Source organism: Spirosoma liriopis, from assembly GCF_023196085.1.
In the GTDB taxonomy this organism is placed as follows: Bacteria; Bacteroidota; Bacteroidia; order Cytophagales; family Spirosomataceae; genus Spirosoma; species Spirosoma oryzicola.
The window spans coordinates 1,654,800-1,674,719 of the sequence record NZ_JALPRF010000002.1 but is presented as its reverse complement, the minus strand read 5'-3'; the positions used below and the strand labels follow the sequence as shown (position 1 = coordinate 1,674,719).

The 19,920-nt window shown below is 50.8% G+C and carries 14 protein-coding genes; 6 read left to right on the top strand and 8 right to left on the bottom strand.

The features are described from left to right. Positions 1-61: 61 nt before the first annotated feature. The 3 genes from M0L20_RS15920 to M0L20_RS15910 form a co-directional block, all read right to left on the bottom strand. Positions 62-2,920: a TonB-dependent receptor domain-containing protein gene (locus M0L20_RS15920; RefSeq protein WP_248477917.1), complete on the bottom strand. Its 2,859-nt coding sequence runs from the start codon at positions 2,918-2,920 to the stop codon at positions 62-64. A gap of 305 nt (positions 2,921-3,225) precedes the next feature. Next, entirely contained in the window at positions 3,226-3,819 is a 594-nt protein-coding gene (locus M0L20_RS15915) for a YbhB/YbcL family Raf kinase inhibitor-like protein (protein ID WP_248477916.1), read from the bottom strand. An 88-nt stretch (positions 3,820-3,907) separates the two neighbouring features. After that, positions 3,908-4,591 carry a hypothetical protein gene (locus tag M0L20_RS15910; protein WP_232561901.1) on the bottom strand — a complete coding sequence of 228 codons (684 nt, stop codon included), beginning with the start codon at positions 4,589-4,591 and terminating at the stop codon, positions 3,908-3,910. Between the two features lie 327 nt (positions 4,592-4,918). On the opposite strand from M0L20_RS15910, the gene M0L20_RS15905 reads away from it, so the two are divergent. Further along, positions 4,919-6,745, top strand: coding sequence for a M61 family metallopeptidase (locus tag M0L20_RS15905; protein WP_248477914.1), 1,827 nt, complete (start codon positions 4,919-4,921; stop codon positions 6,743-6,745). 3 nt (positions 6,746-6,748) lie between these two features. Here M0L20_RS15905 and M0L20_RS15900 read toward each other — a convergent pair whose 3' ends face one another. Then, positions 6,749-7,186 carry a winged helix-turn-helix transcriptional regulator gene (locus tag M0L20_RS15900; RefSeq protein WP_232561899.1) on the bottom strand — a complete coding sequence of 146 codons (438 nt, stop codon included), beginning with the start codon at positions 7,184-7,186 and terminating at the stop codon, positions 6,749-6,751. Positions 7,187-7,287: 101 nt separating this feature from the next. Here M0L20_RS15900 and M0L20_RS15895 point away from each other — a divergent pair, with 101 nt between their 5' ends. The 4 genes from M0L20_RS15895 to M0L20_RS15880 all read left to right on the top strand — a co-directional run bounded on the left by M0L20_RS15895 (position 7,288) and on the right by M0L20_RS15880 (position 11,827). After that, positions 7,288-8,133 carry an SDR family oxidoreductase gene (locus tag M0L20_RS15895; protein WP_248477912.1) on the top strand — a complete coding sequence of 282 codons (846 nt, stop codon included), beginning with the start codon at positions 7,288-7,290 and terminating at the stop codon, positions 8,131-8,133. 275 nt (positions 8,134-8,408) lie between these two features. Then, the gene (locus M0L20_RS15890; protein ID WP_248477910.1) at positions 8,409-10,610 is read left to right on the top strand and encodes a penicillin acylase family protein; all 2,202 of its coding nucleotides are present in this window, start codon (positions 8,409-8,411) and stop codon (positions 10,608-10,610) included. Between the two features lie 144 nt (positions 10,611-10,754). After that, positions 10,755-11,207, top strand: coding sequence for a hypothetical protein (locus M0L20_RS15885; protein WP_248477908.1), 453 nt, complete (start codon positions 10,755-10,757; stop codon positions 11,205-11,207). A 38-nt stretch (positions 11,208-11,245) separates the two neighbouring features. Further along, on the top strand, positions 11,246-11,827 hold the full coding sequence (locus M0L20_RS15880; RefSeq protein ID WP_232561895.1) for a cupin domain-containing protein: 582 nt from the start codon (positions 11,246-11,248) through the stop codon (positions 11,825-11,827). Positions 11,828-11,871: 44 nt separating this feature from the next. Here the strand turns inward: M0L20_RS15880 and M0L20_RS15875 are convergent, their stop codons facing one another. The 3 genes from M0L20_RS15875 to M0L20_RS15865 all read right to left on the bottom strand — a co-directional run bounded on the left by M0L20_RS15875 (position 11,872) and on the right by M0L20_RS15865 (position 15,548). Continuing rightward, positions 11,872-12,579, bottom strand: a complete 708-nt coding sequence (locus tag M0L20_RS15875; RefSeq protein ID WP_248477906.1) for a head GIN domain-containing protein — start codon at positions 12,577-12,579, stop codon at positions 11,872-11,874. A gap of 172 nt (positions 12,580-12,751) precedes the next feature. Beyond that, positions 12,752-14,590: a glutamine--fructose-6-phosphate transaminase (isomerizing) gene (glmS, locus tag M0L20_RS15870; RefSeq protein ID WP_232561893.1), complete on the bottom strand. Its 1,839-nt coding sequence runs from the start codon at positions 14,588-14,590 to the stop codon at positions 12,752-12,754. Between the two features lie 151 nt (positions 14,591-14,741). Then, positions 14,742-15,548 carry a glycogen/starch synthase gene (locus M0L20_RS15865; RefSeq protein ID WP_232561892.1) on the bottom strand — a complete coding sequence of 269 codons (807 nt, stop codon included), beginning with the start codon at positions 15,546-15,548 and terminating at the stop codon, positions 14,742-14,744. 137 nt (positions 15,549-15,685) lie between these two features. On the opposite strand from M0L20_RS15865, the gene panC reads away from it, so the two are divergent. Continuing rightward, the gene (gene panC, locus M0L20_RS15860) at positions 15,686-16,525 is read left to right on the top strand and encodes a pantoate--beta-alanine ligase (protein WP_248477905.1); all 840 of its coding nucleotides are present in this window, start codon (positions 15,686-15,688) and stop codon (positions 16,523-16,525) included. Positions 16,526-16,591: 66 nt separating this feature from the next. Here the strand turns inward: panC and M0L20_RS15855 are convergent, their stop codons facing one another. Beyond that, positions 16,592-19,900 (bottom strand): cellulose binding domain-containing protein, encoded by a 3,309-nt coding sequence (locus M0L20_RS15855; protein WP_248477904.1) that lies wholly within the window; start codon positions 19,898-19,900, stop codon positions 16,592-16,594. Positions 19,901-19,920: the final 20 nt, after the last annotated feature.

Below are 19,920 nucleotides of genomic sequence, written 5' to 3'. Positions count from 1 at the left end.
TGAAATAAGGCGTGAGATCGGCAAACCTACTCACGCCAAACGAAGGAGCTAATCCGCCGATTTAGCGAAACAATTGGTCGAAGGTGACGCTCACGTAATACAGTCCGCCAATCCGGGCCAGACCGTACCCTTGCGCGTAGTAGTCATTGAAGATGTTTGTTCCACCTAGTTTAACGATGGATTTGTACTCCGGTAGTCGGTACGAAACCTGCGCATCGACACTCCCCCACGACGGCAACCAAACGTCACCCGCCGTTATACCTTGCTCAAACCACATCCGATCTGTCCAGCGATAGGTAACGGTTGCACCTAAACGTTCGGTCAACTGCGGGTTAGCCAAGCTGATGTTGTAGCGATTCTGGGGTGAGTTAAAATAGGTTCGTCCCTGCTGTATGACTTCGGTACTGCTTGTTTTTCGCTTGACTATCTCCGCTCCGGCATTGTCGCGAAGAATGGTACCCTGCGCATCACGGAGCGTTACGGTCCCAACCTGGTACTTGTAATTTCCGCTTAGGGTGTACCCTTTTCCTACGCTATAGGCAAGACTCAGACCAGCCCCGTTCACGAAAAGCTCGTTGGGACTGTTGCCGTTGATTTGTAACGCCTGGTACGCATTTGTGGCAAAACTGCCGACTCGATTGTTGGCGGGCAGGTAATAGCTTTGCGCTGTGATGAAATCCGTGTACTGACTGTAAAAATAAAAGGCATCGATATCCAGTCGGTTCGCGATAAAAGCCTTATACCCTACTTCCCAGGTTTTTACTTTCTCCGTCGTGAACGTAGCGGGCTTGTACCCACGGCTCCGCAATTGCGCTTCGGTGATGCGGCCAGCCGTGAATTCTTTTACATCATTATCCCGATAAACCGAATCGCGGAGCAAACCCGACGACTGAATAGCGATGGCCGAGCCGCCGACTTGCCGACCTACTCCCGCTGCCGAAACGCCCAAAAACTCGATTGGCGACGGATTCCGGAAAGCCGATTGCCACGATGCCCGAAAGCTATGGTTACCAGCACTAACCACCAGCGACGCTCGTGGGTTGAATCCACCATCGAAATACTGCTGTTTATCGTAACGAACGGCCACGGTTGGTTTTATGCTCAGCGCATCGCCAAGTTTTAGTTCTTTGCCCACCTGTATGTACGCCCCGTATTCGTTGATCGTGTATTCCGAACTATCTGCCTGGCGGGCAAGCAAAGTTCCTCCGGTATTCAGCGCGTAACGGCGAATGGAACCGCCTACCAGAACCTCGACTACGTCCAGTATTTTCGTAAAGTCGTACATACCTTCGTAGTGCCAGAACGCCGAGTTGTCCCGGAACCGCGTTCCTTTCGCCCCTTTATAACTCGGAACCGTGTCGGTATTAAAGGTGTTGGCAAACGCGTTTCGCGCATTGTCGAAACTGGCCGAACCGGGTAGATAACGCCCACGATCCGCTTCGCTTCGTGCCAGTCCCGCACTTACTTTGTTGGCAACGTACACCTGTCCAAATTCGGTAGCCCATTGTGTCAGGGGTTTCCAGGCATTGTTGACGCTGACGGCGGTCTGGCCGATGTTCCAGCCTTCGGCATTCTGCCGCGTGGTGTATGCCCGTAAAAAGAAGTTGTCACCCCGTAGTTCTGCTTTAAACTGGTTGCGTTGGTAATCCGGAAAATACGCGCGCGTTCCGGCAGTTTGAGTGAAGCTGCCATTTCCGTAATACCAGCCTACCGACGCTTCGATCTGATCCGATATTTTGTAATGCAGCGCTACATTGGCTCGGTTGCTAAATACCTTACCGTTGGTCCCCAAAACGTCCTGCTCGGAATAGCCGGTTCGCGTTACCAATACATTCTGCAACGATGCATTCGCGTAATTAGCCGGATACCGGTAAGCTCCCCCGGCATTGATGTCGTCACCGTAAACGTTCACACCGTCGTATTGCAGGTTTGTATTCGGATCGTTATTCGGCACATAACCAATTGCCGTAGAGAGATTGCCCTGACTAACATCGGTAGCGAAGAAATTGGAGCGCGCCCGAGTCGAACGGTCGCTATAATCGTCGGCCATAAAATCGGTACCGCTTAGCCGTTGGAAATTCACTTTGAACGCAAACCGCGAACCGAGTTGCTTGGCGTAACGAATAGCAAGGTCGCTGTATCCTTTCGCACCAAAGCCCGGCTTTCCAATGTTGTTGACGCCCACTTTTACCTGAGCGCTCAGTCCCTGATGCGTAAATGGATTTTTGCTGGTAGTCGATAACAAGCCCTGAAAAGCATCCGGTCCGTACAATGACGCTGATGTTCCCGGTACCAGTTCGATTGTTTCAACGTCCAGATCGGGTAGGCTCGCAACGTTACTCAGGCCAAACCCGAACGCTGGTGCCCGGTTGTCCACACCATCGGTTAGTTGAAGAAACCGCGTATTGTTGTTTGCGCCAAAGCCGCGTACATTAACTGACTTGAAGGTCAGGCTCTGGGTTAACAGATCTACACCGGGCACGTTCTGTAATGCATCGAACGGGCTGGCGGCTGGCGACTGCTGAAACTGTCGGGTATCTAATTTTTCGACGGTCAAACCGGCTTTTCGACTTTCTTCCAATCTCCGACTAACCGATAAAATGACGTTGTTGCTCTTAGCGGCTGTCTCGATGAGTCGGATCGAAAGACTTCGAAAGTTGTTACCCCGCACAACGACCGACTGATCTTCGTAGCCTTCGTACGAAACGGTAAGCGTCAGCGGCAGATCCCGAGTAGTCGGCAGCTTAAATACCCCGTTAGCCTGCGATCTGGTGCCGGTGGTGGTTCCTCGAATGACAACCGAAACGCCCGCAACGGGCTCATCTTTTTTATCCGTAATTCGTCCCAGTATATTTGTCTGCGCCTGAATTGTAGCAGTAGCAACAAGAGACAGAACCACCAGAAAAAAAAGATTTTTCATAGGTAAGGCTTGAGAAATTCAACGATTATCGAAGTTGGACATGTACGCCACAAAAGTACGAAAGTCGCCTTCGTTTTATACATTAACGCGATTATCTTTTATAAAAAATAACTTATAATTTACTTTATAGTAGATTTAATAACATTTATTTTTGTTAATATAGGTTTATTATCTAGTCGTCATCGACCGTTTGAGACGAAGGTAAGGGGTACTTCCTAAGTTATAAACGTTTTGGGCGATTTAAAAACGCGCCCCGACGCCTGATTTTGGCCAATAAGCATACAGCCTAAGCCTGTGATCAACCGTCATTCGAAATAACCCCGCAGCTCACCGTAGCTCAGAATATGCCCTTTCATAGCTTCCTGCACGTTAGATTTCACGGGTGTCCCCGTTAAGGTAAGTGGTTTATCCAGGGCGTATACGCGAAACACGTAAGCATGACGTCCGGCGGATGGACAGGGGCCAATGAACGTTAAAGTACCCGCCGAATTTCTACCTATCTTTCCGCCCAGCAACTGCATCTGTTCCATCGTTAAGCCTTCCGGCAGACCGTGCACCGATGCGGGTATGTTGTAGAGCACCCAATGCGAAAAGTCGAATAAGGAAAACATAGGCGTTGGGACGTCATAGTCCGTCACGATTACAGCGTAGGATTGGGCGTTGGACTGTTGCTCCTCCCATGTCAGCGCCGGCGATATTTCCTTACCCCGACAACTACACCTGATTGGCATATCACCATTCGGTGGAAATGAACTGCTCAGCACCGTGATGTTTTTACGCAACGTAGCCAGATAAGCCTTCTCGTCTTCGCGCTGGCCGCTGGCTCTGTACTGCATGACGACCAGAAATATGCCGAACAGCAAAATAAGGCCCAGTAAGATTCGAGTAACTATGCCCATAAAAACAGCCGGCTAAGAACATACTACTTTCTTAACCGGCTGATTATTAAAAAGTTTACCAGAAATACCCTACGCTACTTTACTGTGGCTAGGCCGCACGACTGCTCTGCGGGCGACGCAAGGGCGTTGACCGAAGCGATTGCGTGTTGGTGCGGGCTTCCTCAACGACCTGCTCCGAAACCAGTTCAAGGTGGTTGGCCCGTTTCAACACATAGTCAAACGGCAGGTTAAAGTAATTGGAAACCTCGCTGCGGAAGCTGTCCGGAAATTTCGACAGCCGCAAGCCAAAAAACTTACGAACTTCCTCTTCCGGCAGCATAGCGGCTAAGGCTACGCGCTCCGCTTCGGCCAGCAATTCCTGCCGTGACGGATACAGGTATTCCAAACCAATCGACGCAGAAAGAATGTTCAGAAACAGGTTTTTGTACATGGCAGACAGTTCGGCGGGTAAAATAACCCAGCCCTGCTCCCGAAACTTGGCCGAAAAGCCTGTCAGCCCCTGTTCACCACGGATTTCGCCCGCAATAAGTTCGGCGGGAAAACGCAGCCGGGCATCCGTTTTCTGAAGTCGGAAAACAACCGCTTCGACCGGGCTTTTCTGGAATAATAAATCGGCAGGCATGACCTGGGTATTTTCCCATTGGTCGGTCATGCGCATAAACAGACTTTCGTTGACAGGCAGATTGTCGGGGTTGCCCAGACTGATGAGCATTCGACGGAAAGCCGCCAGAAAATCGATCTGGAGTTGATTCGAATTTGAGCGTCGCTTCATGCGGTTATATAGCCGGCCAGTCGCTTTTTCACAGCACAAAAACCGGCATCATTAGTTTGGTTGTTTGTTGTAAATCGCAACAGTAAATATACGCAACAAGCGACTGATAACAAAGCAATAAGCCGACGAAAATCAGATATTTTAATTAATAAATAGGAAGGCTTACCCAACACTTCTACCCAATCTGGTTACAGGGTATTTTATCAATAAAAACCGGTCTTGCCGGTGAATAGAAGACCTACAGCTTATCTTTGATACTACCCGTGTGCAGACCAGAAAGTAACGGCCTTATACTAACTCGTCTGTGCTTTATCATTCGCTACATTTATGCTTGATCGAACCGTAAAAAACGCGTTTACCAGTACCTACCGTGTCTACATGCTCGCCATCACTTTTCTAACTTCGTTTCAGTACGGGGTTGGGCAAACCAAGCCAGCCGCTATGGCTTTCGAGGTAACGATGGCGAAACCAACCGATCACTTGTATCATGTGGTTTTTACCTACCCGAACGCGGATCAGGAAACAATCGATTTCAAAATGCCGGTGTGGACGCCCGGCTATTACCAACTCATGAATTATGCGAGTAGCGTTGCCAACATGCAGGTGACCGACGCAGCGGGCAAGCCCCTGCAATGGGAGAAAACGGCGAATAGCACCTGGCGTGTCCGTGCCAACAAAACCCCATCTGTAACGCTGTCGTACGACGTAAAGGCAACCCGTGATTTTGTGGCGGGTAATTATCTGGACGACAACAAAGGCTACATCTCGCCCGCTGGCGTGTTTATGTACGTGCCGAACCAGCTTCAACAGCCGGTTACGGTAACCTTGCACCCTTATTCGGCCTGGAAACCGCTTGTCGCTACGGGTCTCGATTCGATTCCCGGCAAACCGAATACGTTTACCGCGACCAACTTTGACGTGCTTTACGACAGCCCTATGCTCATGGGCAACTTGGAACAGCTTCCTTCCTTTACCGTGGCCGGAATCCCGCATTACTTTGTCGGGTATAACATCGGCAATTTCGACCGAAACCAGTTCGTTGCTGACCTCAAAAAGATTGTTCAGGCGGGTTCCGAGATCATTGGCGACATTCCCTACAAGCACTACACCTTTATAGCCATCGGGCCGGGCGGGGGCGGCATCGAACACCTCAACTCGACCGCCATTAGTTTTGACGGCAGTGGATTGAACACCTCACAAGGCAAGCTACGGCTGTATCTGTTTCTGGCTCACGAATACTTTCACCATTACAATGTGAAGCGCATCCGGCCCGCTGCCCTGGGTCCTTTCGATTACGATCAGGAAAACCGGACAAACATGCTCTGGGTATCCGAAGGCTTTACGGTTTACTACGAATACCTGATGCTCCGACGAGCGGGATTGATGTCCGAAGAAGAACTGCTGAACGCCCTTCGAAGCAACATGGCTTCGTACGAAAATAAACCGGGCCACCGGTTTCAGTCGGCGACACAAGCGAGTTACGAAACCTGGTCGGACGGGCCGTTTGGTCGCACCGGCGATGATGCCTACAAAACGATTTCGTACTACGAGAAAGGTCCGGTCCTGGGCATGCTCCTGGACTTTAAAATTCGGCACGAGACCGACAACAAAAAATCGCTCGACGATGTGATGCGGATGTTGTATCAGACATATTACCAGAAAGAAAAGCGCGGTTTTACGGACGAAGAATTTCGGACGATTTGCGAAAAAACGGCGGGCAAACCGCTGGACGAAATTTTTGACTACGCATCAACGGTCAAGCCCCTGGATTATCCGAAATACTTGGCCTACGCCGGTTTATCCGTTGACACCACGCTCCGGGAAGCACCCGGCGGATGGCTTGGTTTAAATCTCCGCCCAAAATCGGACAGCCTGCTGGTGTCGAGCGTTGATTGGGAATCGCCCGCCTGGAAAGCCGGAATCCGGAGCGGTGCCGTCCTGCTAATGTTAAACAACCAACCGGCCACCTTAGCGGCTGTTAAAGCCATTCCCGTTGATCAGTCAGTCAAGCTACGCATCGTTCAAGGCGGTCAGACAGACGAGAAAACACTTCGGGTAGGCCAAAAATTCGAACGTACTTTTCAGCTCTCGCGCCTGCCCAATCCAAACAAACAGCAGCAAGCGATTCTAAACGATTGGTTAAAAGAACGATAAGACTTACGCAACAGGTACGCGCTCGCGGGCAGCGTATTGCTCGCGAGCCTGTATGATTTGCGCGCTATGGTTGCTGGCCCAATCACCCAACTCAATGATCTGCACGAGAAAACTTTTTCCTAAATCCGTCAATTCATACTCGACTCTGGGCGGAATTTCGGGATAAACCCGGCGCGAGACTAAACCGTCGCGTTCCAGGGTACGAAGCGTAACGGTAAGCATCCGTTGCGAGACACCATCGATTCGTTTCTTTAATTCGTTGAAACGGAGTGTTCCGGCATTGCCCAGGTGAAAGATCGACAGCGTTGACCACTTATCGCTAAACCGGTCCAGAATATTCCGGATTGGGCAGTTGGCGATTGAACCGCCAACGGGCCCCAAAATTTTCTGCAATTTTTCCTGCACTATATCCTGCTGATTATCAGCAATAGTTCTGTTCATGTTACTGACGCACAAAAAAATACCTTCTTGCGGTGAATACGGTTACGAAATACTTTTGAGTTACCAAAAGTAACTAAGAAACAGATAAAAACCAATTGATTATGATTGCAGTTACCGGAGCATCAGGCCATTTAGGAAAAGCCACGCTTAATTATTTAGTAGCAAAAACAGACGCCAATTCATTAGTTGCTATCGTCAGAGATCCCGCCAAAGCAACGGACCTGTCCGACAAAGGTATTCAGGTTCGTACCGGCGATTATACCGACCCGGCCTCATTAGCAGCCAGCCTGGCAGGCGTTGATACCTTGTTATTGATCTCCAGTTCGGTAGTCGGTGAAGAGCGTGTTCGTCAGCATACCAACGCCGTCAACGCAGCCAAAGAAGCCGGGGTGAAACACATCGTCTACACCAGCGCTACCAGTCCGTCAGCAAACGCGCTATTCCCTGCCGCTATCGATCATTTCCACACCGAAAACCTCCTGAAAGAATCGGGTCTGACGTACACCATCTTCCGCAATAATCTGTACCTGGATGTGTTGCCCATGATTATCGGTGATGCGGCTCAGTCGGGGCAACTACCCTTTCCGGGCGGTGACGGAAAAGTCAGTTACGCGCTTCGGGAAGATATTGCCGAGGGACTAGCCAACGCGCTGACCAGTGAGGGACATGAGAACCAGATTTACGAGATCGGTGCGACAAGCGCCTGGTCATTTGCTGATATAGCGGCTATTCTGGGTCAGAAAAGCGGCAAAACCGTTGATTACCTTGATATTCCCGCTAGCGCCTACGAAGCTGAACTAGCCAAGCACCTGCCCGCTCCGGTTGTCAGCCTGTACACCGGTATGGCCGAAGCAATTAAACAAAATGATTTCAACCGGCCCGATTCGGCGCTGGAAAAACTGCTGGGCCGTCAGCCGGTTAACTTGGAAGACTTCCTAAAAAGCTAATCCACCCAGCGGTCATTCGAAGGAAAATATAGCTCCGTCTTACAGCACTATCGCTGGTAGGACGGAGCTACTTAGTTTTGTAGATTATCGATTAGCCAGCACGAATACTGGTCGATGTCGCTTTTTACTGACAATTCCCCATCAAATTGCACTTTTATGCCCAATTATTCGATTTAGGCAGTTTCCACAAGCTATAGTCATTTAGTCTGCTTAATCCTTTCTATTTTCACGGTCATTACTGACGGTCATTTTCCACCAATCCTTTTTCCGCTTCGATGAATCGTTACAGGTCACCGATCCTTTTCTTTTTTGCCGCGTTTCTATCGTTTCTCACGACAAAAGGCCAGCCATTTAGTCAGGCCGAGATTGCGCGCTGGCAAAAACAGGCAAAACAAGTTACCATCACCCGCGACACCTGGGGCGTTCCGCATATCTACGGAAAAACCGACGCTGACGTGGTTTTTGGTTTGTTGTACAGCCAGTGCGAAGATGATTTTGATCGCGTCGAAGAAAACTACCTGGACGCCATTGGTCGGTTGGCGGAGGTCGATGGCGAATCCGCTCTTTACCATGATTTGCGAGCACGTCTTTTCATGGACACGACGCAGGCGCTTGCTCTTTACAAAAAAAGCCCGGTCTGGATGAAAAGTCTACTTGATGCCTTTGCCGATGGCACGAACTATTACCTGTATACCCACCCGGCTGTTACGCCCAGGCTTTTAAAACGTTTTCAGCCATGGATGCCGCTCATGTTTAGCGAAGGTAGCATCGGCGGCAACATCAGCGTAGTTTCCATCGACCGACTGAAAGACTTTTACGAACACCGCAAAACCTCCTGGATTTACGATTTCGACAAATTTGAACGGGACCCGGTTGGTTCAAACGGCTTCGCCATCGCTCCTTCGAAAAGCGCCACCAAAAATCCCCTACTGCTCATCAATCCGCACACGTCTTTTTACTTTCGGTCGGAGGTTCACATGGTTAGTCAGGCTGGATTAAACGCGTACGGGGCCGTTACATGGGGGCAATTTTTTGTCTATCAGGGCTTTAACGAAAACTGCGGCTGGATGCACACGTCCAGCGGTGCGGATTCAATGGATGAGTATCTGGAAACCGTCGAGAAAAAAGGTAATTCGCTTGTTTATCGGCAAGGCAATACGCAGCAACCCGTTCGGACGCAAACAGTGCGGCTACCGTACAAGGTGGGCAACGGTATTCAGTACAAAGAGTTTACGCTATACTGGACGCACCACGGTCCCGTCGTTGGCGAAAAAGGCGACAAATGGGTTACGGTCAGTATGATGAATACACCCCTGAACGCGCTCGAACAGTCCTATTTACGCACCAAGGCGAAAGGGTACCAGAGTTTTAAGGAAGTGATGAAACTCAACGGCAATGCGTCGAACAACACCGTTTTTGCGGATCGGGACGGCAACATTGCGTACTGGCACGGCAATTTTATGCCTAAACGCGACCCTAAATTTGACTGGAACCAACCCGTCGATGGCAGCAATCCGGCTACCGAATGGAAAGGATTGCATGGTGTAGATGAACTCGTTCAGGTTCGTAACCCGGCCAGCGGCTGGATTCAGAACTGCAATTCGACACCGTTCACCGTATCGGGCAACAGCAGCCCCGACAAGGCAACATACCCGACGTACATGGCTCCCGACGCCGAAAACTACCGGGGTATCAATGCCGTTCGTGTGTTAAGCCAGAAATCCGTCTTTACGCTGGACACGCTTATTGCGGCTGCCAACGACCCCCATCTGGCCGCTTTCGATGCTTTGCTTCCTCCCCTGCTGAACGCATACCAAACCGTTGCGGGTGATGCCGCCAACCAATCGAGCGATCTGCGGGAAGCCGTACAGTTGTTGCAGAGCTGGGATAAAAGCTACGGAACAGGCTCCGTCGGGACAGCACTCGCCATCTTGTGGGGTGAGAAGATTCAGCGCCTGGCCCGGAGCCGCGTCCCCGCCGACCAGCGCCTTGACTATCTGAGCTTCACCGACTTCACCATCAACAATACCTCCCCACAGGAGAAAGTAACCGCCCTGAAGGACGTGCTGACCGATCTGACGCGTGACTTCGGAACCTGGAAAACGCCCTGGGGTGACATTAATCGATACCAACGCCTGACCGGAAAAATTCAGGAAACGTTTGACGATCAGCAGCCAAGTATTGCGGTTGGTTTTACGCCCTCCGCCTGGGGATCGCTGGCGGCTTTCGGTGCTCGTTCGTATCCCAACACGAAAAAACGGTACGGTTACGTGGGCAATAGCTTTGTTGCGGTTGTTGAATTCGGCAGGAAAGTAAAAGCGCGTTCGGTCGTTACGGGCGGCCAAAGCAGCAAACCGGGCATGAAGCACTTCACGGATCAGGCTCCGCTCTACTGCGCGGGTCAGTTCAAAGATGTTTGGTTCTATCCCGAAGAGGTACAACAGCATATCGAAAAGACGTATCGTCCCGGCGAATAGTTTATGAACCACAAACGGGCAAAAGCAGAGCGGTTGCGTTGACTATCGATCCATCCATGATCCGTGAAGACGTACAGCGTACGCCAGTGATTGGCGTACGTTTGAAAATAAGCTAACTTGCCCGCTGTCATCTAAACCCCCACAATGAAAAACAACTGTTTACTTTTTTTAGGCATAGCCCTTTCTACTCTTTATGGCTGTGCAACCAAACAATCCGACACACCCATTCAGGGAACGTGGGAACTTGTATCGGCAACGGCAACCGAAAAAGACTCTACTTATTCGACGTTTGATCCGAAACGTAAAATGATCAAAATCCTGAACCCAACGCACTTTGCTTTCCTAAACCACGACATCAGCGGCCAGAACGATTCGTCGGCAACCAGGTTCTCAGCGGGCGGAGGGAAATACACGTTTACGGACAGTACGTACACCGAATACCTGGACTACTACTCCGATAAAGCGTGGGAAAACAACAAATTTGAGTTTGTGGTGAAGCTATCCGGCGATACGCTCGTTCAGAAAGGCGTTGAGAAAGTAGAAAAGCTCGGCATCGACCGGGTGATTGTCGAAACCTACAAACGAGTCACGAACTAACATTATCAATTGTGGTCTGGTAGCCTTGCGTTGATGGTATGAAACGAAAAACCTTTTTGTCTCTGCTCGGCTTAGCCTCTATACGCTTCCCTTATTCGACCATGAGCATAGCGCAGTCCGACAGCCCCGAAACGTTTTATTTTAAAGACGATGGCAAAATTCCGAACAGCAAATACCCGCTGCTTGTGTATCGAAATGCGTTCACGGAGCGCAACCAACAGGGGGCCAGCTGGCTGGAAAAACGTTTTGCCGACAACAACTGGACAAATTCCTGGCGCAACGGCGTTTACGCCTTTCATCATTACCACAGCACGTCCCACGAGGTTTTGGGCGTTTATTCCGGAAAGGCGTTGTTGCACCTGGGCGGAGAAAATGGGCAGAAAATAAATGTTCAGGCTGGCGATATTCTGGTTATTCCAGCCGGCGTTGGGCATAAAAACCTCGGCAGCGAAAACCTGGGCATTGTCGGTGCTTATCCCGACGGACGCGAATGGGATGTAAACCGGGGACTGGCGGGTGAACGACCGCAAACCGACAAAAACATTGCGGCTCTACCCATACCGGCTACCGATCCGCTACTCGGCAAAACGGCTGGACTACCCACCATCTGGCGCAGCTAGACTTTACGAAGAACGTGCTGGTAACTTTTACGACCAGCACGTTTTTACTCCTTAGCCGCCGTGCTGGATCCCGACAACTCAATATGGGTCTGTGGACTGCCTTGATACCGCACCGTACTTGCTCCACTGGCCTTTACGGTAAGCTCTTCCTGAACCCGGACGCGGGCGGTACTGGCTCCCGACAAATCCAACTGAGCTTGTTTCGCCAGGCAGTCAAAAGCGTCGAGTTTACTGGCTCCCGACAGGTTACTCGCCAGGCCATCGCTAGTCCCTACTACATGGATCGTAGAGGCCCCTGACAGTTCTGAAGTCAACCGGGAACCGGCAAGATTTATCGTTACGTTCGACGCCCCTGACAGCGAGGCATTAACCACCGATGAACTGGTAAAGCCGGTGACAGTTGATTGAGCCGCCCCCGACAGATTGATTTCCCGTAGCGTTGGCATTGTAACGGTAACGTACATATCGTAGCGTTTCCGGCGCGATGTACCCCGATATTCCGCGTGCAAGGTTCCATTTCGTACTCTCAAGTCAAGGTCGTTTACATCGGCTTCGTTCCCCCGAACGGCAACCTCGAAGCTGCTCCCCGACCGAACATCGATATGAAAAGCACTGCCCATATCAAGCCGGTCGAAATTAGCCAGCGGATAGGTCTGGGTTACCTCCTTGTAAGGTCCAAGTTCCTGTTGGCAAGCCGTCAGTTGGACAGACAGAAAAAACAGAAGAGCGTAAAAAAGCAATCGCTGTTTCATGGGTATAGCTGTTATTTACAGCCGCAAATGTCACTTACCCGCTTACCAGAAATAGCACTTCCCTAGACGAATAGTAGTTTTCACTTGCTGAAATAACCCATTTTTGCTCTGAATTGAAAAAGCGCGATAAGCTTACTGCTCATCGCGCTTTTGACTTAAAATTTTTCGCTCTTTACTCGACAGTCACCGATTTGGCCAGGTTGCGCGGCTGGTCAACATTGCGGCCCCGCATAACTGCAATGTCGTAGGCCAGCAGTTGCAAAGGAATTACCGAGACAAGCGGAACCAGTACTTCGTGGACTTTGGGAATCTCTATCGTGAAATCCACCAGACTGGGCAAATGCGTATCGCCTTCCGTTGTGATGGCAATGACACGACCTTTGCGGGCCTTTACCTCCTGAATATTCGAGACAATTTTCTCGTACGAACTGTCCTTCGTGGCGATGACGACCACCGGCATGTCCTCGTCGATGAGCGCAATCGGTCCGTGCTTCATTTCGGCAGCGGGATAGCCTTCGGCGTGGATGTAGCTGATTTCTTTCAGCTTCAACGCTCCTTCCAGTGCAACCGGGAAGTTCAGCCCCCGTCCCAGATAGATGAAATTACGAGCGTAGGTAAAGATGTATGCGATTTCCTTGATTTTGTCGGCGGCTTGCAGCACCTTTTCGACCTTTGCCGGAATACTTTCCAACTCGGCCAGTAACAAGCGAAACAGCGACTCCGAGATTGTTCCTTTCCGTTTGGCAGCGGCCAGTGCCATCAGCGTCAGCACGGTAACCTGCGCCGTAAATGCTTTCGTGCTGGCAACCCCGATTTCGGGTCCTGCGTGCGTGTAGGCTCCTGCATCCGTGGCCCGCGCGATTGATGAACCTACCACGTTGCAAACACCGAAGATCGTTGCTCCTTTTGACTTTGCCAGTTCGATAGCGGCCAGCGTATCAGCGGTTTCGCCCGACTGCGAAATAGCAATGACAATATCGCCTTCTTTGATGATCGGATTGCGATACCGGAATTCGGACGCATACTCAACTTCGACGGGAATCCGGGCCAGTTCTTCGAAAATATACTCGGCAACCAAGCCCGCGTGCCATGACGTACCACAACCGATAATGACAATCCGCTCCGAAGCCGCCAGTTTATCCAAGTAATCGCGTAACCCACCGAGTTGCATGGTACCACTGTCAGCCTGAACGCGTCCTCGCATCGAATCGGCAATGGAACGCGGCTGCTCAAAGATTTCCTTGAGCATAAAGTGGTCGAATCCACCTTTTTCGATTGCTTCCAATTCCAGCTCTACCTTCTGCACGTAAGGCGTGGTCGTCGTATTGTCGAGCGTTACGACGGTAAGCAAGCCGTTTTTGATAACAGCGATTTCGTAGTCATTGAGGTAAATGACATCCTTGGTGTATTCAACGATTGGCGTCGCATCCGAAGCCATAAAAAACTCACCCTCGCCCACACCAATCACCAGCGGAGATCCTTTTCGAGCGGCAACAAGCTGGGTCGGATCGGCTTCGTTCATGATCACAATAGCGTACGCCCCCACGACCTCCTGCAACGCCAGCCGGACCGCATCTTCGAGCGAACCGCCATTGTTTTCCCAGATATCTTCGATAAACTGTCCCAACACTTCCGTGTCGGTTTCGCTGGTAAACGTATGGCCTTTCTTGAGCAATGCCTGCTTGATAGCCGCGTAGTTCTCAATGATTCCGTTGTGAATAATTGCTAGTTTCCGGTGAAAGGAGTAATGCGGGTGCGCATTTACGTCGTTGGGTTCACCGTGCGTTGCCCAGCGCGTATGGCCCATTCCGATGGTACCGCTGCTTTCGCGCGCAGCCAGTTCCTGCTCCAGAGCGGCTACTTTACCTTTTTTCTTGTACACACGCAGGCCGTGCCCATTCATCAGGGCAATACCGGCGCTATCGTACCCCCGGTATTCGAGTCGTTTCAGACCTTTCAAAACCAATGGGCACGCTTCCCGGTGCCCAACGTACGCTACAATACCGCACATAGCTCTTTTATCTGTTTAGGAGTAATGTCACCGTTTTTCGATAATCAATCAACGTGCGTAAAGTAACGCCAAAAGCCGGAATATCCGGCTTTTGGGTAAATGAGTTTTACTATACGTTACCTGGGTAAGGTTTGAACCAAGCTATTTTGCGTTAACCAGCTAGTTGCGTGTATAGATTGTAGTACCGCTCTGTCACATCATTCTCCTCGGCCCCGTCGAACTTATGTTCAGGCAGGTCGTTCAGCACCGCGTTCAGGCTAGCACTTGATTCTTCTTCGGCACGGACCACGGCATCGGCGTAGGCGCAACCAATCCGGATGAAACCACCGAAGTCAGCCGTTTTCAATTCTTCCAGCATCGAATCGTCGATATCCATCATGCGCGCTTTTTCGATGATATCCCCTTCAAAACGATGGTCAAACCCATTGTTGTACACCGTAAAAACCGACTTGGTGTCCTTAAACATTGGGTCGTTCTTATAGGTTGTTTTAAGGTAAAGCGGAATCAGGGAGGTCATCCAGTCGTTGCAGTGAACGATATCGGGAGCCCAACCGAGTTTCTTCACCGTCTCCAGCACCCCTTTGCAGAAGAAGATAGCCCGCTCGTCGTTGTCATCGTAGAATCGGTTTTCCTTGTCGTGGAAAACGTATTTACGCTGAAAATAATCTTCATTATCAATAAAATAGACCTGTAACTTGGCCGTCGGAATTGACGCAACTTTAATAATCAACGGTTTTTCTTCATCACCAACGGCGATGTTGATTCCCGATAGCCGCACAACTTCGTGCAACCGATTTTTGCGTTCATTAATAAGCCCGAAGCGTGGCACTAAAATTCGAATCTCCATTCCTCGTTCCTGCATAGCCTGGGGCAGCTTGCGGACGAAATCGGCAACGTCAGACGTTTTCAGGAAAGGATTTATTTCACTGGCCACGTAAAGGATGCGTAATTTGCTCATAAAAACGGGCGGGGTGTGTTGTTAAGACTATCAAAAAACTTGCAAAATTATACAATTTTTTTCCGTATTTCAATACATTTTGCCCGAAAAAGATACGAATCCGCTATCATTGCAGCCTAAAAAACCAGTCGCTCGTTATGCATCGCTTTAGTACCGCTGTTGATCTTCGCAACCACCTTTCCGTAGCCCGTTCAAGCCAGAAAATTGGATTTGTGCCAACGATGGGCGCTTTGCACGAAGGTCATATCCGGCTTATCGAAAAGGCTAAACAGGAGAACGATATCGTCGTAAGCAGTATCTTCGTCAACCCCATACAATTCAACAATCCTGACGATCTGAGTCGCTACCCACGGACACTGGAAGAAGATTGCCAAAAACTGGAAGCCGCTGGCTGCGACATAGTTTTTGCGCCCTCCGCCGACGAGATGTACCCGGAGCCACCTACACTCCGGCTAAATTTCGGCGAGCTGGAAACGATCATGGAAGGCGCTTTCCGACCGGGTCACTTCAACGGCGTCGGCTTGGTGGTGGGTAAGTTGTTCAATATCGTACAACCCAACCGGGCTTACTTCGGCCAGAAAGACTTGCAGCAGGTAGCCGTAGTGCGACGCCTGATTCGCGACCTGAGCTTTCCCGTTGAACTGGTTCGGTGTCCAACGATCCGGGAGGCCGACGGGCTGGCGATGTCATCCCGGAACCGAAATCTCACGCCCGATCAGCGCATAGAGGCCGTAACCCTGTTTAAAGCCCTTACATTGGCTCAAAATCTGTTAACCGAGGGTCAGAGTACCGCGCAGACAAAAGAGGCAGTAATCGACGTTTTTAGCGGCAATCCAAATTTCCGGCTCGAATACATTGACGTTGTTAATGCCGATACCATGCAGCCTGTCGAAGAAGTGCTGGCTCCGGGACAAACCGCTATCTGCCTGGCGGCTCATCTGGGCCAGGTACGCCTGATTGATAACCTGGTATTCTGACAAGTCAGACCAACAAAAAAGGGCCGCTCAACTGAGCGGCCCTTTTTTGTTGTGCGCCAGGGAGTCTTATTCCTTGACAAGTTTTACGACCTGCTTCTGCGTTGCGGTTGTCGCCTGGAGCAGGTACACGCCCGTTGACTTACCAACCGAAATCGTAGCGCGCTCAACGGCAGCAGCGTGTTCGATAATCGTTGTGTTCACGCTACGGCCACGGTTGTCGATCGTTCGGAGTTGCAGTCTCTGACCAGCCGCCCCGCGAATTTCAACCTCAACCGACTCGTTTACAACTGGGTTACCCAGTACGTTAAGCTGTAACGTAGCACCCGCTTCTTCGGCACCCAGCCGCGCAGCATTAGTTCTAGCGGGTTCAACGCCGTAAATCAAGCTTCCGCCCTGGTAAACCGTGATGCGGTTGTTAAGCCCAAAGGCGCTGTTGTTGACATAGGAGTAATCACCAGCCTGATTGAAGGCGCTGTAGTTCTGCTTGTAAACCTGGATCTCAATCGGTCCTGATTCGCTCATTGGAGCCAGACTACCCGCTCCCGGCGAGAAGCTATATTCGATGTAGCCCGTTGCACCCTGACGACCCGGAGTCGACACATAGCGTAGGTTGAGGTTGTTCTGACCGATAGCTACGTAGTTTTTCTGGAAGATCAGGTCCATGTTGTCCTCAACATTCAGCCAGTAGCGAACCGTGATTGTGCTGTAGTCAACCGAGGTAGTACCCTGATTCTGAAGCGTCAGGTAAGGCTTGAGCGTATTGGAGTTAAGCTGACCATTATCAGGATCGCGCGAAAGCGCTTTTACAACCGTTACTGCCAGCTTGGATAAGTCAAAACGGGCAAAAATTGGGTTGTGATCCGATGTTGTGTTGCCGTAATTGGGAATGCTGAACGGCAGCAACACGTAGGCCGAGTTGTCGATGTAGCCAGCGGCCAGATCGTTCGAAACAATCATGTGATCGATGAAGCTGGCCGACGAGTTAAACGTCGAGCAACCTTGCTGTTCGAGTGGCTTGGTCACGGTTTTATAACCAGCTTCGTCCGACACAAAGTTGTTGAACGACGAAACCGGCGAACTCGTGTAGATCGATGACGTAGCTTTGTCGTTGTAATCACCCATCATAACGATGTTTGCAGTCGCGTATTCGGTGTCAAGCAACGTTTTCAGATCGGCAAAATCCTGTCTGCGACGGTTAAAATCACCCGCTGCACTTCCCGACTTAGCGTGTACCGTAACCACGTGAATCCGGCGCGTAACGCCATTGATCGTCGCATCGGCAACGAACAGGAAAGGCAAACGACCCGACGACCAGCCGTTACCAGATGGGTAGTTGTATTTATCCAACAGCAGCGGTTTCGTTTCGGACAGAACCGGCGTTACCGTAGCGGTATTGTAAATCACACAAACTTTCTGAGCCAGCGAGGTTGGTCCGAATACCGTACCGTTCGTGACCTGCTGGTCGCACTGGTCCTGGAAGAAATACGAGAACTTGTCGGAGCAAACGTAGCTGTAACTGCCTGGAATAGCGGCTACCGTTGCGCTAAAGCGGTTGATATCACTGATTTCTTCTACCGAGATGATATCGGCGTTCAGCTTCGTCAATACGGCTGTCGCGTTAACCTGTTGAAGGTCTTCGTTGACAGGCCCCATGTCTTCGTACGTGTAGGTTCCTCTTGGACAGTTGATCGAACCACCGTCAGCACCGAAGAATTCCATGTTCCAGGCAGCAACATCCAGCGTTTGCGTGCGGGGCAGTGCCGTATTTTCGGCTGGTCCGCAAATAGCATCCTGCGCGGCTGTGCTTCCCGGAATGTCAGCCAGAATCCGGGGTTGTAGTTGCAGACCATTGTTTCCTGGCGTAGTCACTCCCGACACAAACCGATCGGCGATACCCGTTACACTAACCGGATTGCTTGGACGACCGGCACCCGCTAGTGGCGAATTGGCACTGATGCGTAAGGTAGCCGATTGGTTATCTTTGGTAATGGTGTAACTGGTTCCGCCCACAAACGTAGCCCCTGAGCCACTGATGGAAGCGTTTGAAATACTAACCAGCCGCCCCTGATAGTTGGGCAACTGATCGGGTGTAATCTCGATCGGCGCCGGCACGACGGTACCAGCTCCTGAAACCAGCGTGAAGTTTGTAGCAGCCGGCGATGTTATTTCGGTAAAACCGTTGAATACCGTGACTGGTCCACGTGCCTGCACCAGATCGCCGATCTGTACGAGCGAACTAATGTCAGTACCAGACGGGCTAGCGTAGACAACAATACCACCCGTTTCGTCCTGAATGTAGATCTGGCGAGCACCCAGCTGATTCGTAACCGTTACCCGGCCCTGAACCGTGTAGGTATTACCAATACCCGTCCGTGCTGCGGCAATTGACACAATTCCTGTCGAAACGGATGCACTGACAACGCCCGTAACAGGGAGGTCAACCGTTGCTCCTCCCCCGCTGAAGGTGATCGACCCCGAATACGAATTAGGAACCAGACCTGCTGTCAGCTGAGCAGCCAGGGTTGTGCTGGACAAGCCTGAATTAGTGTAAGGAATAGTAACGGAGTTGCCAAAAGACGAACCATTGTACGAAACCGCAAACGCAGGATTCGATACCGTTACGGTAATACCACCGCTTGCTGACGTAAGATTGGTGGCATTGGTTGTTATAATCCGTGTAGCCGGACCGCTGCCTTCTGCGTAGCTCAAGCTTACCGGGTTAGGCGTTGCAGCAATGGTAGGTGCCGTTGAATTACACAGATTAGTTGGACTTGCCGAATTGCGTGGGCTGGGCGTACCTATGGTGAAATCCGCAGAATTATTACCCGTATCCGTACAGCCATTACCAGCCCGAACAGCGGCAGTCGAATTAGTCAAATTGGCAGTAGGAGCTGTCTCTGAACAGTTTGTAGCCGTACCGAAGCCTACAAAATCATTTACTACTGGGCATGAACCCGACAGCACCGAAGTCGCTTTTACCAAAGCAACTTTACCCGCAGTGCCGCTCATATTTATACCACCCGTTGCGTCAGGCATAGGCAAGCCTGGAAGAGTAGTGTTTGTACCAGCCCCCTCCTGCACTAGATAATAACCGCCCGGCTGAATAGTACCGCTCAACCGGGTTGCCTGCCAGCTAGTTCCTCCGCTTGCTGCATATTGTACACTCCAGCCGTCAAGATTAACCGCTGCTGTGCCCCGGTTGAACAACTCAATAAAATCATTTTTGTAAGGGGCACCTGCATTACCACCACCCCCGTACACCTGGCTAATTACTATTTGCTCTTGTGCTTTGGTAGCACCGGCCACCAGCAATGCCGCAAATAACAGCCACAGCCGAGCCGTTGAATACGAAGACCGTAAACGTTGAAAGATCATATAAAATGGATTAGTTAAGT

Excerpts from the sequence above, each read along its gene's own strand:
- M0L20_RS15900 (WP_232561899.1), bottom strand. The coding sequence starts at position 7,186 with ATGAACAGAACTATTGCTGATAATCAGCAGGATATAGTGCAGGAAAAA.
- M0L20_RS15880 (WP_232561895.1), top strand. The coding sequence starts at position 11,246 with ATGAAACGAAAAACCTTTTTGTCTCTGCTCGGCTTAGCCTCTATACGC.
- M0L20_RS15875 (WP_248477906.1), bottom strand. The coding sequence starts at position 12,579 with ATGAAACAGCGATTGCTTTTTTACGCTCTTCTGTTTTTTCTGTCTGTC.
- M0L20_RS15915 (WP_248477916.1), bottom strand. The coding sequence starts at position 3,819 with ATGGGCATAGTTACTCGAATCTTACTGGGCCTTATTTTGCTGTTCGGC.
- M0L20_RS15920 (WP_248477917.1), bottom strand. The coding sequence starts at position 2,920 with ATGAAAAATCTTTTTTTTCTGGTGGTTCTGTCTCTTGTTGCTACTGCT.
- M0L20_RS15855 (WP_248477904.1), bottom strand. The coding sequence starts at position 19,900 with ATGATCTTTCAACGTTTACGGTCTTCGTATTCAACGGCTCGGCTGTGG.
- M0L20_RS15895 (WP_248477912.1), top strand. The coding sequence starts at position 7,288 with ATGATTGCAGTTACCGGAGCATCAGGCCATTTAGGAAAAGCCACGCTT.
- panC (WP_248477905.1), top strand. The coding sequence starts at position 15,686 with ATGCATCGCTTTAGTACCGCTGTTGATCTTCGCAACCACCTTTCCGTA.
- M0L20_RS15910 (WP_232561901.1), bottom strand. The coding sequence starts at position 4,591 with ATGAAGCGACGCTCAAATTCGAATCAACTCCAGATCGATTTTCTGGCG.
- M0L20_RS15890 (WP_248477910.1), top strand. The coding sequence starts at position 8,409 with ATGAATCGTTACAGGTCACCGATCCTTTTCTTTTTTGCCGCGTTTCTA.
- M0L20_RS15905 (WP_248477914.1), top strand. The coding sequence starts at position 4,919 with ATGCTTGATCGAACCGTAAAAAACGCGTTTACCAGTACCTACCGTGTC.
- glmS (WP_232561893.1), bottom strand. The coding sequence starts at position 14,590 with ATGTGCGGTATTGTAGCGTACGTTGGGCACCGGGAAGCGTGCCCATTG.
- M0L20_RS15865 (WP_232561892.1), bottom strand. The coding sequence starts at position 15,548 with ATGAGCAAATTACGCATCCTTTACGTGGCCAGTGAAATAAATCCTTTC.
- M0L20_RS15885 (WP_248477908.1), top strand. The coding sequence starts at position 10,755 with ATGAAAAACAACTGTTTACTTTTTTTAGGCATAGCCCTTTCTACTCTT.